The organism is Acinetobacter sp. Root1280 (assembly GCF_001425285.1).
Taxonomy (GTDB): Bacteria; Pseudomonadota; Gammaproteobacteria; order Pseudomonadales; family Moraxellaceae; genus Acinetobacter; species Acinetobacter guillouiae.
On record NZ_LMED01000001.1, the window covers coordinates 715,392 to 732,350 of the forward strand.

The 16,959-nt window shown below is 37.6% G+C and carries 18 protein-coding genes and 1 pseudogene; 12 read left to right on the forward strand and 7 right to left on the reverse strand.

Annotation, left to right across the window (positions count from 1 at the left end; all coding sequences use genetic code 11):
* Positions 1-4: 4 nt before the first annotated feature.
* Positions 5-2,944 (reverse strand): insulinase family protein, encoded by a 2,940-nt coding sequence (locus ASC84_RS03400; RefSeq protein WP_056511732.1) that lies wholly within the window; start codon positions 2,942-2,944, stop codon positions 5-7.
* A gap of 537 nt (positions 2,945-3,481) precedes the next feature.
* A complete protein-coding gene (locus ASC84_RS03405; protein ID WP_056511734.1) occupies positions 3,482-3,949 on the reverse strand; it encodes a GNAT family N-acetyltransferase in 468 nt (155 codons plus the stop codon).
* A 313-nt stretch (positions 3,950-4,262) separates the two neighbouring features.
* Between ASC84_RS03405 and ASC84_RS03410 the strand changes: the two genes are divergently transcribed.
* The 3 genes from ASC84_RS03410 to ASC84_RS03420 are packed head-to-tail and all read left to right on the forward strand — an operon-like array spanning position 4,263 to position 6,226.
* Entirely contained in the window at positions 4,263-5,267 is a 1,005-nt protein-coding gene (locus ASC84_RS03410) for an adenosine kinase (RefSeq protein WP_056511736.1), read from the forward strand.
* A gap of 18 nt (positions 5,268-5,285) precedes the next feature.
* Positions 5,286-5,597, forward strand: a complete 312-nt coding sequence (locus ASC84_RS03415; RefSeq protein WP_162242519.1) for a Rieske (2Fe-2S) protein — start codon at positions 5,286-5,288, stop codon at positions 5,595-5,597.
* 14 nt (positions 5,598-5,611) lie between these two features.
* Positions 5,612-6,226: an OB-fold-containig protein gene (locus tag ASC84_RS03420; protein ID WP_056511924.1), complete on the forward strand. Its 615-nt coding sequence runs from the start codon at positions 5,612-5,614 to the stop codon at positions 6,224-6,226.
* 71 nt (positions 6,227-6,297) lie between these two features.
* Here the strand turns inward: ASC84_RS03420 and ASC84_RS03425 are convergent, their stop codons facing one another.
* Entirely contained in the window at positions 6,298-6,894 is a 597-nt protein-coding gene (locus tag ASC84_RS03425; RefSeq protein WP_056511738.1) for an NAD(P)H-dependent oxidoreductase, read from the reverse strand.
* Positions 6,895-7,440: 546 nt separating this feature from the next.
* On the opposite strand from ASC84_RS03425, the gene cydP reads away from it, so the two are divergent.
* The 5 genes from cydP to ASC84_RS03450 are packed head-to-tail and all read left to right on the forward strand — an operon-like array spanning position 7,441 to position 10,792.
* Positions 7,441-7,632 (forward strand): cytochrome oxidase putative small subunit CydP, encoded by a 192-nt coding sequence (gene cydP, locus ASC84_RS03430; protein WP_056511741.1) that lies wholly within the window; start codon positions 7,441-7,443, stop codon positions 7,630-7,632.
* Entirely contained in the window at positions 7,632-9,218 is a 1,587-nt protein-coding gene (locus ASC84_RS03435) for a cytochrome ubiquinol oxidase subunit I (protein WP_004719676.1), read from the forward strand. The genes cydP and ASC84_RS03435 overlap by 1 nt, the downstream gene beginning before the upstream one ends.
* The gene (cydB, locus tag ASC84_RS03440; RefSeq protein ID WP_004719675.1) at positions 9,215-10,360 is read left to right on the forward strand and encodes a cytochrome d ubiquinol oxidase subunit II; all 1,146 of its coding nucleotides are present in this window, start codon (positions 9,215-9,217) and stop codon (positions 10,358-10,360) included. Before ASC84_RS03435 ends, cydB begins: the two co-directional genes overlap by 4 nt.
* Before the next feature lie 30 nt (positions 10,361-10,390).
* The gene (gene cydX, locus ASC84_RS03445) at positions 10,391-10,492 is read left to right on the forward strand and encodes a cytochrome bd-I oxidase subunit CydX (protein WP_002120988.1); all 102 of its coding nucleotides are present in this window, start codon (positions 10,391-10,393) and stop codon (positions 10,490-10,492) included.
* A gap of 3 nt (positions 10,493-10,495) precedes the next feature.
* Entirely contained in the window at positions 10,496-10,792 is a 297-nt protein-coding gene (locus ASC84_RS03450) for a cyd operon YbgE family protein (RefSeq protein WP_056511744.1), read from the forward strand.
* Between the two features lie 47 nt (positions 10,793-10,839).
* Here ASC84_RS03450 and ASC84_RS03455 read toward each other — a convergent pair.
* The 3 genes and pseudogenes from ASC84_RS03455 to ASC84_RS03465 all read right to left on the reverse strand — a co-directional run bounded on the left by ASC84_RS03455 (position 10,840) and on the right by ASC84_RS03465 (position 12,491).
* Positions 10,840-11,388: pseudogene (locus ASC84_RS03455) on the reverse strand (GNAT family N-acetyltransferase).
* Complete coding sequence (locus tag ASC84_RS03460) at positions 11,378-11,764, reverse strand: hypothetical protein (protein WP_162242515.1); 387 nt, start codon at positions 11,762-11,764, stop codon at positions 11,378-11,380. The pseudogene ASC84_RS03455 and the gene ASC84_RS03460 overlap by 11 nt, the downstream one beginning before the upstream one ends.
* 61 nt (positions 11,765-11,825) lie before the next feature.
* The gene (locus ASC84_RS03465) at positions 11,826-12,491 is read right to left on the reverse strand and encodes a DUF2057 domain-containing protein (protein ID WP_056511748.1); all 666 of its coding nucleotides are present in this window, start codon (positions 12,489-12,491) and stop codon (positions 11,826-11,828) included.
* A 279-nt stretch (positions 12,492-12,770) separates the two neighbouring features.
* Here ASC84_RS03465 and ASC84_RS03470 point away from each other — a divergent pair, with 279 nt between their 5' ends.
* A complete protein-coding gene (locus ASC84_RS03470) occupies positions 12,771-13,964 on the forward strand; it encodes a hypothetical protein (RefSeq protein WP_056511751.1) in 1,194 nt (397 codons plus the stop codon).
* Between the two features lie 128 nt (positions 13,965-14,092).
* Positions 14,093-14,356, forward strand: coding sequence for a hypothetical protein (locus tag ASC84_RS03475; protein ID WP_004719666.1), 264 nt, complete (start codon positions 14,093-14,095; stop codon positions 14,354-14,356).
* Between the two features lie 137 nt (positions 14,357-14,493).
* On the opposite strand, the gene ASC84_RS03480 is transcribed toward ASC84_RS03475, so the two are convergent.
* Entirely contained in the window at positions 14,494-14,754 is a 261-nt protein-coding gene (locus ASC84_RS03480; RefSeq protein ID WP_081409309.1) for a DUF6678 family protein, read from the reverse strand.
* A 170-nt stretch (positions 14,755-14,924) separates the two neighbouring features.
* Here ASC84_RS03480 and ASC84_RS03485 point away from each other — a divergent pair, with 170 nt between their 5' ends.
* Both ASC84_RS03485 and thiM read left to right on the forward strand, forming a co-directional pair.
* The gene (locus ASC84_RS03485) at positions 14,925-16,079 is read left to right on the forward strand and encodes a hypothetical protein (protein WP_004719663.1); all 1,155 of its coding nucleotides are present in this window, start codon (positions 14,925-14,927) and stop codon (positions 16,077-16,079) included.
* 9 nt (positions 16,080-16,088) lie between these two features.
* Entirely contained in the window at positions 16,089-16,955 is an 867-nt protein-coding gene (gene thiM / locus ASC84_RS03490) for a hydroxyethylthiazole kinase (RefSeq protein WP_056511754.1), read from the forward strand.
* Positions 16,956-16,959: the final 4 nt, after the last annotated feature.

The following is a 16,959-nucleotide window of genomic DNA, read 5'->3' on the forward strand; positions in this document are numbered from 1 at the left end:
AGGGTTAATTTACTTTCTTAATTTCAAAACCTAATTGTTCCAACACTTCTTTTTTGGCAACTGGAGCGACTACAGCTCTTACAGGCTTTTGCTCAAGTAAATAAGTTTGTGTGACACGCTTAAGGTCGTCAATAGTAACGTTTAATAAGCGCTCGCGTAATTGCTTTCTAAACGCAGGTGTGCGTCCATGAAGCAATGCATAGCATGCAGTAATGGCTTCACCTGCTGGTGAACCAGGTTTATCCATACTGGAAACCAGACCGAGAATAGCTTCTTCAAGCTGATAATCATGCTGCTCTTTGTTTAACAACCAATCTAAACTTGCTTCAAAGTCTTGGAAAGTTTCTGCAAGGCGTGGATCACGATAACTATAGAATCGGAACGAACAAGCATTGCCATCATAACTTGCGCCCCCACCATATGCACCACCCTTTTCACGAATAGCACTATGTAGGAAACCATTGCGTAAATAGCCTGCAAGCACCATCAACGGCGCTGCATCTGGATGGGCAACATCTACAGCTTGGTAAGCAGAAGCACAAAATTGAACATTGGCTTGAATTAACCAAGCTTGATCTGCATTGCTCTCATCCATAGCCACTTGCGTTAAATAGACAGGAGATTGATCAACTGCAAGTTTATCCCAAACCGTTTGCACTTCTTCAACTAAACGCTCTGAATGATGCTCTTCACACACCAATAAAAATTGTTTTGGTGCAAGCATTAAGCCTTTATGAATTGATTTTAACTCATCTATAAACGCATCATATGCCGCATCATCTTTTTCAATTTTTGCGATCAAATCACCTAGCCAATTCAATGCGCCTAGGCCTGTATTGTCATAATCGCGTTTTGCCAACGCACTCATATGACGTGAGGCAATTTGCATTGCATAACTATGTCCAGAACCCGATAAACGAGAAGCCCAACGTGTTTTACGTTGTTGTAAAAGTTCGATAATACGATCTTTTTCATCAAAACGTAGTTGCTCAAAAGCCAATTTAAGCAACTGAATTGCATCAAACTTATCCGTTAAAGATTTGGTTGTTAAGGTCAACCATGCACTAATTTGACCTTTGTCATCGGTTTTAGAACGAAGTGAAGCGCCCATTCCCAAACCGCCACTGACTGCCGTCTGTAACTGTTGAAGTTCAAGATAATCATATTCTCCCGCACCGACTTCTCCCATGAGAACAGACAGTAAGTTAAAATAAGGCGATTTTACAATTTGATCTGGTATTTGAATCAATACTTGTTGGTAGTAAATTCCATTTGTACCTGCATGGTACAGATTTAATGGTGTATCTACCCCATTGCAAATCACTTCACGCAATTGGCCTTGAACAATGGCCAATTCAGCTGGAATGTCTTCCAAACCAACTTTAGGTAATAAGCTCAAATCATCTGGTGTTTCTTGACGAATTTTTAAAGCTTCTGTCTGGGCGATAATTTCAGCTTTATCTGCTTCTGACAAAGCCTCACCAATTTTCGCCAAACGTGCTTTTTCATCTTCTGCTTCTTGAGCAGATTTATTTGCATCTGGAACTAAAGTCATTTGTACACGATGCGGGTTATCCAATAAATGAACTTGAATCAAGTTGGATAACCACATCGGATCTTTGAGTTCTTCTTTTACTTCTGCAATGGCAGTATCTACATCCCAAGCATGGATTGGATCATTATGATGAATTGCATTGCCCAAACCATTGAGGATCAGTGTTAAACCATACGGCGTACCATCACCACTGATTTCACGTTGATGTAATTCAATTTGATGCAAAATTGCATCAACCATGTCTTTATCGATAGGCTTAGAAGCAACATCTTGAAGAATATTAAGCACGCCATTTTTAAATTCTTCAGTATGCTCAGGATTTGAACCTTGAACTCCACAATAGAACGTCATTTCATAGTTAGAATCATCTACACCCATGATTGGACCTGTAGACTGTGCATAACCACATGTTTCTAAATAATGGCGCAACGGCGAAGCAGAGTTTTCTAAAAGAATGCCTTCAACCAAACGCATACCCAAGCGAAGTTTAACATCACTGGTTTTTGGCAATAACCAAGACAAAATATGATAGGTCTTGTCTGTTAAATCTTCTGCATCAACAGCATAGGTTTCTTGTACTTCAATCGGAGCTGTTAGTCTTTGCTCTTCTTTAGAGTAAATCGTTTCACCTTTGCTGAATTTAGACAGCGCCAACTTTTCAAATTGTTCTTGCAGTTTATAAGCAGGCTCATCACCAAAAGTCATAAATACTGCATTACTCGGATGATAATGTGATTTGTAAAACGCCACTAACTCATCATAAGTTAGGTCAGGAATATCCTTCGGATCACCACCAGAATTATAATGATAGGTTGTTTTCGGGAACAAATGATGCGCAAGCTGATGATAAAGCTGATCTGACGGTGAACTCATTGCCCCTTTCATTTCATTAAATACCACGCCTTTATAAACAGGCTCACCATTTTCCAGCTCAATACGAATACCTTCTTGAGCAAAATCCAATGGATTTAAATTGGCCGCAAAAGCCGCGTCCAAATAGACTTCCAAAAGGTTTTGGAAATCCTTTTTATTTTGGGTTGCAAATGGATAAGCGGTCCAATCAGCTGCTGTAAACGCATTCATAAAAGTATTTAATGAACGACGAATCATCAAAAAGAATGGATCACGTACTGGGAATTTCTCTGAACCACACAATGCTGTATGTTCAAGAATATGTGCCTCACCTTTGGAATCCATCGGTTGAGTACGGAAAGCAACAAGGAACACATTTTCGTCATGATCTGTTGCTAAATGGTAGTGCATTGCACCAGTCACTTTATGTTTATATTCAGACACTAAAATGTCTAAAGCTTCTACATGGTGTTGACGTACCAGCTGAAACGCAGGATGAACAGTTTGAGATAAGGTTTCAGTGACATCTACAGTCATGCGATCTCCAATATTAAATGTTTATCTATACGTTTAAGTATAACCGAAACTTTAATAAATGCGATTCATTCCTAACACTAATTCTTAGTAAATCAATCAGGATTCATCACGACTTGCTGTTCAAATATCAAGAATCAGCAATGAGCTAAATAAAAAAGTGATGATCAAAAGATTCCATCATCACTGTAAAACTTAACTTTTTTTAACTCAATATTTTAATTAGTGATGCTTCGAGCCTTTTTAGGCTAATGTTTTCTATGTATTCCGATAATGAGTAAAGGTTGTGAACCAATCTAAATAGGCTTTCCCTGAAAATGATTAAACAAGTGTTATCTGTATTAAGAGCTTTTTATAGAAAAGAATTGCTTAGGCTATTTTTAGTATGTTTACCAAGAAAACTTTTTTGGAGATCAACATGGATTCATCTCCAAAAATAAGAAGTATCTTAAAGCCTATAGCTATAAACCAGCAGCACCATTTTCAAATTATGCTGTTGCTCAGAGTTAAGCGCTATAGAGCAAGGGATTTCCAAACTCACTAAATTAAATATTTGAAGTAATTATAATTTGGGTGATTTGAGACAAAAACATAATTTTGCTTTTGATAAAATGGCGCTGCATCTTTTTCACTACTTAAGCACAAGGCAGAAAAATTAGATTTTGCTCTTTTTTCAAGTTCGAGCAATAAACTTTTACCCAATCCAGTTTTTCGGTATTCAGGCAACACATAGAAACGGCGTACCCGACCAATTTTATGCTGAGTTTCAAGGTTCTGCTTTGTTTCACCATCTTCACTGATTTGAATATTTAAACCACCGCATGCAACCAGTTTATCTCCATCAAACGCAACCAATAAAAATTCACCATGTCGATTAAATTTATTGCTGCCTTGCTGAAACTCATCAACCAAACGTTGAATAAAATGAAACCCTTCTTTTTCAGCAACTACGGCTAAATCTTGAATTTGCGCAGGCAATTGATCTACCTGTTGAATTAAAATATTCACTCAACCTCCAATATATTTAGGGTCTGTAGACAGTTTTAACTTTATGCCTATGTTTATTTCTAAACAAAACCTAACCCAGCGATCTCAATCAATCACCGTGAAACAATCTAATTTAATCACGCACACTGATCAACACAATGGCTTAAATTACGCAATAATCATCTCAAAAACAGGTTTTGTTCAGTACACCATCAAGTTATAAAATTCCAACAAACCATATTTGACAAATGTAATTGAAATTTTTTCAACAAACTACTGTAAAGCTGAGCATTCGTGTAAACTTTATGTTTTTAACATTGATGTGATGAAGAACATGGCTATAGTTGACCTTTTTGCAATTGGTAACGCGCTCATTGACCAAGAATTTAAAGTATCAGATCTCTTTTTAGCTGAACAAAATTTGCAAAAAGGCACCATGCAACTCGCAGATGGTGAGTCTCAAACTCAGCTATACAATAATTTAAAAGCCAGCCAAAATTATAAAGGTCAAGCATCTGGCGGTTCAGCTGCCAATACCACAGTGGCATTCAGTGCATTAGGTTCTTCAGCATTTTATGCGTGCCGTGTTGGAAATGATGATCTAGGCACAATTTATCTCGACGGCTTAAATGAAGCAGGCATCAAAACTTCGAAAAAATCGATCAGTGAAGGTGTTACGGGTACATGTATGGTTCTGGTCAGTGAAGATTCAGAACGTACGATGCAAACTTATCTCGGCATTACTGCAGAACTTTCAGATCTACAAATGGATTTTGAACCTTTAAAAACAGCGCAATGGTTATATATCGAAGGTTACTTGTCTACAAGTGATTCAGCACGCGCAGCCGTAAAACAAGCACGTCAAATTGCCCGTGATCACAAGGTTAAAATCGCATTGACCCTATCTGACCCGGCAATGGTGCAATATGCACGCCAAGGTCTAAATGAACTAATCGATGATGGTGTGGATCTAATTTTCTGTAATGAACAAGAAGCCATGATGTATACAGAAACTGACTCTGTTGAAGCAGCGCTGAATAAATTAAAAACACTAAGTACTGATGTGGTGATTACACTAAGTGAAAAAGGTGCATTAGTCGCAGATCAAAAACAGCATTTTTATGTTCAAGGTCGTAAAGTAAATGCAGTAGATGCAAATGGTGCTGGTGATGCATTCTCAGGTGCTTTCTTATATGCTTTAAATAATGGTGAAAATTTACAAACTGCGGCACAACTTGCTATTCTTATTTCAAGTGAAGTGGTGTCTAAGTTTGGACCACGCCTAGACGTTGCAGAATACGCAAATCTACTCGAAACGTTCAAAAAGGAATGTGCATAAATGTCTGAAAAAATTGCAATGACCGATGAAATTGAAGAGCGTAAGGCACGTGCGTTTGACACAATGACTGGCGACACCATTTTTATCACTCAACGTGATGGTGCATTTTATGCCTACCAAAATGTCTGCCCTCACCTACAAACTGAACTAGAATTTCTTGAAAATCAGTTTTTAGACCAAGACGGCGAATATATTCAATGCTCTACGCATGGTGCTTTGTTTGAAGTTGAAACAGGTGAATGTATTTCAGGGCCATGTCTGGGTGATAAACTTGAAAAAGTAAATATTTCAGTCCATTCAGATGGTGGTATTTACATCGAGGACGAATAAGGTTGGAAACTGCCATGCTTGGATTCTTATTTGAACATGAATTAATGCCCTTTCACCTCAGTGTCTTGGCTTTAATTCTGCTGAGTATGGCAGAAACTTTTGGCTACTATATTGGCTTACGGCCAAGTACCTTTCTGAAAAAAATTTCACCAGATTGGCTCATTGAGTCGCCCCTGTTACAAGTCAAATTTTCTAAAGTACTTATTTTTGTTTTTTTATTATTGAATTTTAGTTTTGCAGGCTATTTTTTACAGCTCTCTATCTTTGCAAGCAAACAAGTATTTGCCGCTTGGTATTATGTGGTTTTACCCGCATTGGTGATTGCAATCTTCTTTACCGTGTTTATGATTCATTGTTTGGATCAGGTGATAAAACCTAAAGTTACGTTGAATCAAGTTGACTTGCTTGGACGATTGGCTACAGTCTCTAGTGGTAATGCACGACCAGGATTTTCAGCTCAAGCACGGGTCCGTGATGAAAATGGACAACTGCACTATATCCAAGTCGAACCAGAATTTGGTGAGTTAGAATTTCAATCTCAAATCATCTTAATACGTTTTAGAAAATCACATTATATTGCCAAGAAAATTTCGACCTCAAATCACCTATTTAGTTCAGATCAGTATTAAAAGTCTAACTCGGTGTTAGCACATCCAATACCTTTATTACTTCACTACCTTAAGTCAATCATAACTTGCCCTCATTTTGGCCAAGTTGCAATTTTAGCTTCAATCCGTGCACAAAATGACGCAATTTGAACTTGAGTAACTGATTCAGCTTTATACAGTGACAACATTTGAAAATGGCATTTTGGTGCGCAGGTACTCAATAATGCGATTTTCAATATGCGTTTTACTGGTTGCCAAAGTACCAAACGATCTACCCACCAAGCTGAACCCAATGAAGTAATCGCCAATGTGTATTTTAGGTTGTCGAGTTTAGGTTGAATTGCACCCAAATCGTTTGCATGATCATAAGCAACTCCAGGAGCCCAAATACGATCAAACCAGCCTTTCAGCATTGCAGGAAAACCAAACCACCAAGTCGGAAAGACCAGTATTAAAGCTTCTGTGGAAAGTAAATCATCTATATTCTCTTTGACAACAGTTTGATCAAATGTAGGACTGTAATAACTTTGACGTTCCTCATCTGTCAGTGCGGGTGAAAAACCAGAAGCGTACAGATCTTCAATCACAACTTCATGACCATTGGCAATTAAAGTCGCTATTGCGGTCTTCGCCAAGCTTTGACAAAGACTATCAGTTACAGGGTGAGCAATAACAACTAAACATTTCATGGTGATTTCCTTTCAGCTCAACCAGTTATAATTTATTAGATAAAATGAACAGGAATTTAAATCATTGAACTTCAGCAAAAATCCAAATATAGATGAAGTTGTACATAATCAAATAAATACCCAACTATCAAAATAGAAACATCTTTCAACTTTTAATTATGACTAAAATTTAAGCATAAATCACGATTATTGTTCCCCCCATATTTGTTACTCAATTGGATTTTTTCTAAAATAATAAACTCAGCAAAAATTTAAACCAACCATTTTAATCGGAATATTTTCTCACCAAACTTAATTCAAACCAATTTAGTTGGTTTAATAAAATCTAAACAATACTATTTTACTAGGTTTTATTTTTATTAATTACAAGTGTTTTAATCAACTTTAAAATCAATAAAAATTAGTATATTTTTTAACAACACAAATTTTTAAGTAATTGTTTAATTTATATTTAATAATATATTTTTATTTTAACTGTTTTATCTATTTATTTCTTGTTGCGTTTTGTTTAATAATATAAGCATATTTAAATAATAGGCTTAACGCATGAGCTTAAAACCTAACGATTTAAACCGGCGGCTTGTCAGGGAAATTGCAATCATATTAATAATTAAGATTGCACTTTTAATGACGATCAAACATATCTGGTTTGATGCGCCGACTATTCCTAAAAATTTTGATAACCAAGTTGCTGAGCGTATTGCTGGCAGTCCTTCCCAAATCAAGGAGACACGTTGATGATTTCTGAAAGCGTGGTCGATCTTTCGCGGTTCCAATTTGCAATGACCGCGATGTATCACTTTATATTTGTACCACTTACTCTAGGTCTGGCTTTTATTCTTGCCATTATGGAAACCACTTATGTGATTTCTGGTAAAGAAATTTATAAAGACATGACCAAATTCTGGGGCAAACTTTTCGGTATTAACTTTGCTTTAGGTGTAACCACTGGTCTGACCATGGAATTCCAGTTCGGTACAAACTGGGCGTACTACTCTCACTATGTGGGTGATATTTTTGGTGCGCCACTTGCCATTGAAGGATTGATGGCATTCTTTCTAGAATCAACTTTTATTGGTTTATTCTTCTTTGGCTGGGATCGCCTTTCAAAAGTTCAACATTTAAGTGTGACATGGTTAGTTGCGCTGGGTTCGAATTTATCAGCATTATGGATTTTAGTTGCCAATGGTTGGATGCAAAATCCTGTCGGTTCAGAATTTAATTTTGAAACCATGCGTATGGAACTTGTCGACTTTGGTGCTTTGATTTTTAACCCAGTTGCTCAAGTGAAATTTGTTCACACGGTGTCTGCAGGTTATGTGACTGGTGCAATCTTTGTTCTCGCCATTTCAAGTTATTACTTATTGAAAAAACGTGATTTACCATTTGCGCGTCGCTCTTTCGCCATCGCTGCAATCTTTGGTTTAGCGTCTACACTTTCAGTCATCTTATTGGGTGATGAATCTGGTTATGAGCTTGGTGATGTTCAAAAAACCAAGCTGGCTGCAATTGAGTCTGAGTGGGAAACACATCCAGCACCTGCGCCATTTACTTTATTTGGTATTCCAAATCAGGAAGAACAACGTACTGACTATGCCATAAAAATCCCGTATGCGATGGGTATTATTGCCACACGTTCACTCGATAAAGAAGTCACCGGGCTTAAAGATTTGATGGTTCAACATGAGGCACGTATCCGTAATGGTATGGTGGCATATAGCGAACTTGAAAAACTTCGTGCTGGTGACCGTTCGCCTGAACTTATGGCATCGTTCAAAGAAAACCAAAAAGATTTAGGTTATGGCTTACTTCTTAAAAAATATACTGAAAATGTAACAGATGCTTCTGAAGCACATATTCAAGCAGCAACAAAAGATACCATTCCAAATGTAACTGCATTGTTCTTCTCTTTCCGTGCAATGGTCGCTTCTGGTTTCTTGATGCTACTTCTGTTTATTCTTGCAACATTTGCTGTGGCAAAACGTAATGCAGAAAATAAACCATGGTTACTTAAATTTGCATTGTTTGCACTGCCATTACCTTGGATTGCAGCACAAACAGGTTGGTATGTAGCTGAAGGTGGTCGTCAACCATGGACCATTGGTGAAGTGTTGCCTACACATCTCTCTGCATCGAGTTTAAGCACTGGCGATGTATGGGGATCAATCATTGCATTAGCCGCGTTCTATACGGTGTTATTGATTATCGAAATGTATTTAATGATCAAATTCTCACGCTTAGGACCAAGCTCTTTACACACAGGTAAATATCACTTCGAGAAACTTGAAGCTCAGCAAGCTCAAACTGGGGAGAATCAATCATGATCGAATATGAACTTCTCAAAATTATCTGGTGGGTTTTAGTCGGTGTTCTACTGATTGGCTTCGCCCTCACAGATGGTTTCGATATGGGCTCAATGGCACTGATGCCATTTGTAGGTAAAACTGATGATGAACGCCGTGCAGCAATCAATACCATTGCACCGCATTGGGAAGGCAACCAAGTGTGGTTCGTGACTGCGGGTGGCGCACTATTTGCTGCTTGGCCTATGGTTTATGCAACGGCTTTCTCAGGTATGTATTGGGCGCTCTTGCTGGTCTTATTTGCACTCTTCCTTAGACCTGTTGGCTTTGACTATCGCTCTAAACTGCAAAATACCCAATGGCGTAATTCTTGGGATTGGGGCTTATGTATCGGTGGTGCTGTACCCGCGCTGGTTTTCGGTGTTGCATTTGGTAATATGTTCTTGGGTGTACCGTTTACTTTAGATGAGACTGTACGTTCGACTTATACAGGTAGCTTCTTTGCCCTACTCAATCCATTTGCACTGGTTTGCGGAATTGTAAGTTTGTCGATGCTGTGTGCACATGGTGGCGCATGGTTAATGCTACGTACAGATGGTGTATTACGTCAACGTTCTGCTAAAGCAACACAATTGATGGGTATACTCTTCTTAGTCACTTTCTTGGGCGTGGGTGCTTGGTTATATTTTGGTGGCATCGAAGGATATACTTTGGTACAGCCATTTAATACCAATGCTGTTGCCAATCCGCTTGCGAAAGAAGTATTAACAACAGGTAACCATGGTTGGATGAATAACTATTCAATTTACCCAATCACCATGCTTGCACCTATTTCTGCAATCCTTGGCGCAATCCTGATTATCTTTGGTGCTGGTAAAAACAAAGCTGGCGTGAGCTTTACAGGTTCTACCTTAGCGGTGACTGGATCAATTTTAACTGCTGGTTTTGCACTGTTCCCATTCCTAATGCCATCAAGTATCAACCCAACTGTAAGTTTAACCATGTGGGATGCGGTTTCAAGTAAGAATACATTGACAGTAATGACTGTGGTTGCTTCTATATTTGTGCCAATTATTTTAATCTATACCACATGGTGTTATTACAAAATGTGGGGCGTTATCACCAACAAACATGTTCAAGACAACTCACACAGCCTATACTAAGGCTGTGTCTAAGCAAATAGGAGAATATTTATGTGGTATTTCGCTTGGATTCTTGGGATCTTGATGGCGTGTTTTGCAGGTGTTTTAAGTGCACTCTATATTGAACATCATCAAGATTTGGATGAGGAATAAACCATGACAGAGATCGCAATGACAACAAAAGAAAGAAAGCCGAATAAGTTTGCAATGGCCATTTCGTTTTTGATGGCATTGCCTCTTGCTGCGGTATTGTTGATTCACCCTGGGGCAATGCTTGATGCCAATGGTCACTATAACCATAGTGCGCTCATGATGGTAATGATTGGTATTTCAGGTGGCTTTATACATGGGGTAGGATTTCTGCCACAGTTTTGGTTATGGAAATGGTTATTTAGTCCCTATGTCGCATGGCCACTCATGCTATGGGGCTATTACACTTGGTTCTTTAGCTAAGTCCTAAATTTGAAAAAATAAGACCCTGATTTATTCAGGGTTTTATTTTAATTGGATGAAACTTTACTGGGCACCCTCTTTCTCATTTCAATTAAATGCAAATCTACAACAGGTATGCCTACATTTGCATTTAAAGGATAATCCGCCACTACACCCGTTTGTACATAGCCACGGCGTTGATAATAAGCAATCAATTCATGACGTACACTTAAAACCCACATAACGAAATGCGTGGAATGACAATGGTTAGATAGGACTTTTTCATGCAGATACTGTTCAGCAAAATCTAAAACATATTTGCCAATACCTTGATTTTGGAATTTAGCTGCAATACAAAATGTGCCGATTTCCACATCATGCTGGATAAAAGTCAGACCAATACATGCGACAATTTGCTCATCTAATTCAGCAACAAATAACTGAAAATTATTCTGAGCCAATGTTTGTTTTAATTACTTGGCATTTATGCGATCACCTGTGACAATTTGTGACTCACTTGTCCAACTACGACCTTCTTGCTGTCGATAAGCAGAATTAATCAAATCAACTAAATTTGTAATGTCGGATATTCGTGCTGTTCTAAAATTAAGCTGCATACAGTTTGCTTTTTAAAAACTTGAAGATAAATAAGACCAATTCAAAAATGACCAGTGATAAAGCAACCTCCAAGAGAATCAGCAATTCTCCACTTCGACTACCCGAACAATGCATTTGGGCAGTGCCGGCAATACATTTAAAGATTAGCTTATAAAATGAGCTTGACCAGATATATAAAATACCTAAACTAGCAAAGAAAGCCAGAAAATGGAAAATATTAGATTTATTCTGAAAGAGTTGCGCTGTAATACAATAAGCTCGATATGGAATCCAGCTAAAAGCAAATAAGCCAATAGCGGTAAAAATGATCGCTACTGTATAAAGAAAATCATCTGACATCAAAAAACTTTCAAACATTTTTATTCTTTTTTTCAAAAATACACTTTGTTATAACACAAAAAAGACCATCGAAATGGTCTTTTACATGTACTTCAAATTATTGCTCAGCTAACCAAGTCATAAACTTCTGACGTTCCGCCTTGCTTGCATTTTGCCAGATTTGAATCAATTGGCGATCTGCCGAATTGGCATCACTCACGGTTTGAGTAGTCTTAGCAACTGAGGTTGTTGCTGGCGATTGGCTTGTCGTTGTTGCATATACAGCTGCTGGTTGATTTACTGGCGCTTTCTTACTTGAAGTTAAATCAATCACTTTGCCGAATAAACCAGAACCTAACCAAGGCTTCGCTTCAGTATTCACACCAGTCTGTTGCACCACGAGACGGTTTTTATTGTCATAAATCGCAATCGTTGGTTGTTCTGCATATTTTTTTGCATCTTCAAAACGCTGAGGTGGATTTACCAAAGCAATTTTATAAGTTTGACCATCTTTTAAATCTGGCGCTGTCACTGTGACCACACCCGATTTTAAAATGTCGTGTTCACCATTTAAATGTTCAAAATATTGTTGATAACGAACACTTACTGCAACTTGACCAGCATCGACTTTATATTCATTCTTTTTACGGATTAAACCTGAATTCACTTCTTGATCGTTCACCGCCAATACTACAATTTCTTCTGGCGCAGATAAGGTGACTGCTGCAAAAACTGATCCGCTTAGCATTAAAGCTAATGCAGCAACGCCGTATTTAAATGCCATATTGCTCTACTCTTATGTCAAATATATGTAAAATTTATTGCACTATGCAATGTCGTGATGACAGTTTTATGACAATGGCGATTTGTTCTGATTTTTATAATGAAACCATTTTCATTTTACTTGTCACATAATTTTGTCATTTACTGGAAAAACCATTCATCTGCTTGTCCTGAACGCACATTTTAAAATTATTTTTTCTTATTTATAACTACAGCATTTGAATAGCACACATTCAAAATAAGCATAATTCTAAAAAAACAAATTAACAGGATGTTCCCCATGAATAAGAAAACCATATCCAGATTTAAAGCAATATTAACGAGATGTATCATCGGTATTACAGCTGTTTTGGTCGTACCTTATGCCACACAAACAATGGCAGCAACCAGCTATGCCACTCAAGCGAGCCCAGCACAACTCTCAAAACTTGCCTACAATATGAATGCCAATATGGTACAACGTAACCTCAACACATCTGAAAAAAACCTGTACCAGCAACTTTACAACATAGCCAATAATCAAACCTCTTTATACAACCCGTCTATCACCTCCACCATTCAACAATACGAAAATATTCGTAGCAAAATTCGTCAACAATTTTCCACAGTTACGCAGCTTGCTATAAATACTTATGGCAACCAGTCACAACAAAAAATATTACTTGCAACTAATGCTTTTATTTTAATGTATTACGATGCACTCAGTCGTAACAATCCAAAATTCTTCTGGCCAAATCTGGGTATTTTTGTAGCCAATGATGTCCGTTCTACGTATGCATTAACCTTCTCATTGTCCAATGCTTTAGATCCCTTAAATGTCACCAATGGTCAAAGTGTTATTATTGCAGGGATGAATGTACCCACATTACAGTCCACCATTGCTCAAGCCAATAATGAATTAATTAATGGGCAAGCCAATGTGATGGCAGATATTGGTGGACTCAGTATTATGCATCAACACTATGATGCTTTGGTGTTAGCACAACAACTGACTGGCTATGGATCTACCCTGACACAAGCGTTTCAATTACAAAAAATCGCGGATGAAGAAGCGCTTAGATCAGGTATTTATTCATCAAAATTTAAAAAGTTGGCTACAGATGCAGCTATCAGCTTTGGTATTCATGAACAGGAAAAAATTCTACAGCCGATGTGGGATAAGCCAATAATGCGTGATTTTGCTAAAATTAATAATTTTATGCTCTCGCTGAGTTTAGAGAATTTAGGCTTACGTGGTGATATCTTTGTGGGCATCAATAAATTTAAATTAATTTTCACCCCCTATCTGATTATACGCGCACCATTCACAGCAACCAATCTGGCCAATGTACAACATCGTATCGCAATTGCACGTAACGGTTTTAATGTGCTAAATGAATGGAAACAAAATATATTCTTCGCACCATGGATTCCAATCTATCAATCACATATTGGTAAGGGTAATGGATTGTACCAACCTGTAGGTGCGCGATAAATCATTAAACACCTCGATGCACAACATTACACTTTTTTCAAAGCGACTACATTTTGAGCACAGTTCTTGCTTGTTTAATATTGTGTATATCGCACAATAAAAATACTCAACAAAAAATGAGGTGCAACATGATTTTTAAAGACCATATAGTCCGTGTTGAAAACATTAAAACGATGCAAATGCTGGATAAAGCGAAGTTAGATCATCAGGTTATTGCGATGTTTATGACTTGTGAAGGCATTCCTTTAAAAACCAGTGAAGTGACTGCGCTTTTAAAACAATATGAAATGCTAGGACAGCACAAAGTTCCAGCTAAAAAAGCCAAGGCATTGCTTCAGGCTAAAATGGAGCATTTTGAGGATTCTGAATTACCGTGCCCTGCTGCTTACTAAGGCAGCTAAGCGTTAGGATTATTGTTTAAATCACCTTTTATCGGTAAATAGAATCAATAGATACGTTCTATTTACCGCATTTAAACCATATAAACTGCTAAACCATACAAGCTTCATTTCCCCAAAGCCCCACATTGTTATTTTTGCAAAGGAATTACGAATATTTGCTTTTCAAAATGATAATGTAAACCAGACTGCGCTATTTTATCCTGCAATAATTCTGAATGGTCAATATGTTTTGACGCAACGAAGCGCCCCATATAACGGTTCTCAATCGGATCAATTTGAATGTTTTTAAGTGCTTTGAGCAAGAAAATACCATAACGGCATTCTACGTACAGTCCAGATGAAAAGATTAAAAAATGATCCCATTCCGAAACATCTAAACTTGCACTCAACTGGATTCAATCGTTGAGATTTAGTCTTTGAATATCATTGAATAATCATACAATGGGTTCAATCATCATCGAATATGTATATTTTATAAAACATTCATTTTAAGCAATCAGCTTTCATCTATATAGATGTGTATAATGAAAAGTCCTTAATAATTTATATATTTATCTCTATGCTTCAAATTCTGCAAAAACAGCTGGATGAAAGTACATTTTGCCCACTTTGTCAGGCAAGTATGTATTATGTTGAAGCTGAAGAATTTGAGAAAGAAGTCAGTTTTCACCAATGTAGCCATTGCAATCATCAAGTTTTTCAAAACAATCAACGCAACTGTCATTGTGAAACATGCCAAAGCAAACGGCGTAAGCTGATTAAAGAAACTCGCTTGCAAGAAACCCGTAAGCTAAAGAAAAAAGATAATTTTGAATTAGGTTTAGACCAGCTCAGTTTTTTACATAAATTATTTTTACTGAGTATTTTAGACAATCAGGTGCATGAAAATACCAACCATCAAGAGTTTATTGATTGGGAAGTGATTAAATATCATCCCATTACCCCCAATTACTATTTTCAAAGTCAACTTCTCAATCAACTGATTAAAGACAATGTTTTTGTTGCCAAAGATTTTAGTGATGATGCACACCAATACTATATCAATGTCCGTTTGGATGGTTATTCCGAACCGAGTATGTTTAGTATCGCAACACAACTACGCCATTGGTTCTATGAAAATCTAAGCCAAGGTATCCCATTTAAAACATCCGAAGAAGTGAAAAATGCACTCTATGTTGTGCTGTATCAAGAAATTGTACAGTTTACCCAACATTATTGTCGCACGTGGGGTATCCAGATTTCGGGCAATAAAAACTTCCAAATCTTCTGTTATCACCTACTCGACACATTGGCCGTTGGGCAAATTTTCTATCTAATTCAAACTGCGCTTGAATATTTATATCAAAAAAAGGCGCTACAAGTTCGTAACGAAAACTTTATTAATACCAATATTCTCAAAAAAACAGTGCAACAATATCGAGAACGCGCAATTGCAGAAAAATGGGAAACCTCAACCCTGCCACGTCCACCGAATATTCCATTAAGTAGGATGAGTGAAATACTGTTTTATCGATTTTTAGGCTACGATGAAGGTATCTTCTTTCAACCTGTGTGGAAATCTTGGAAAAAGATTGAACCACGCTTAAATTTCTATTCGCAAAAGCGCTGTATGTATTGTGGCTCAAACGAATTAACGGTTGAGTATGATGCACAAAATTATGTGACATTATTTTGTCGCAGTTGCAAACACCAAGACCACTACTTTACTCAGTAAGGAGCATTTATGAATCATCCTGAAAATATTACACATTCTCAAACGGATCAACTTCATACCCACACTGATGTCATTTTACAAAAAGTTGTGGATGCTTTGACTGAGTTGCAAACTCAACAGCCCTTAGTCCAGTGCATCACCAACAGTGTTGCAGCAAATTATGCCGCCAACGTCTTATTGGCTGCTGGGGCTTCCCCTGCAATGATTGATAACCCATTTGAGGCTGAAAGCTTTGCTTCTATTGCTGCGGCATTAAGTATCAATGTGGGAACACCAACCTCTGAACAAATGCAGGCCATGCAAATTTCAGCGCAAACTGTAGCAAGTAAAAATACACCGTGGGTGCTCGACCCTGTTGGTTATGGTGCATTTCTCAAATGGCGCAGTGAAATGGTTGATCAATTGGTTTTGCTTAAACCAAATGTTATTCGTGGCAATGCTTCAGAGATCAGTGCACTTGCCGGAAATCAGGTTGAATCGAAAGGTGTAGACAGTACTGTGTCAAGCAATGAAGTGTATTTACAGGCTTTAGCACTTTTAACTCATACCGAATGTGTTGCAATTTCTGGTGAATCTGACTTTATTCTATCTAAAGAATTTAATAGTGTGATTCAGGTCAATGGCGGAAGCTTTTTACAGCCGAAAGTCACGGCAACAGGTTGCGCTTTAGGGGCATTAATTGCAGCTTATAGTGCAGTCACAACAGCCACGATCGCAACAATCTCTGCACATATCCATTTTGCGATTGCAGGAAAACTGGCTTTTGAAAAAGCCCAATCTGTTGGGAGCTTTAATGTCGCATTTTTAGATGAAATATATCAAATGAGTGCAGATAAAATTTGGCAATATGCTGATATAGAAGTCTTAAGTCTTTAAACTA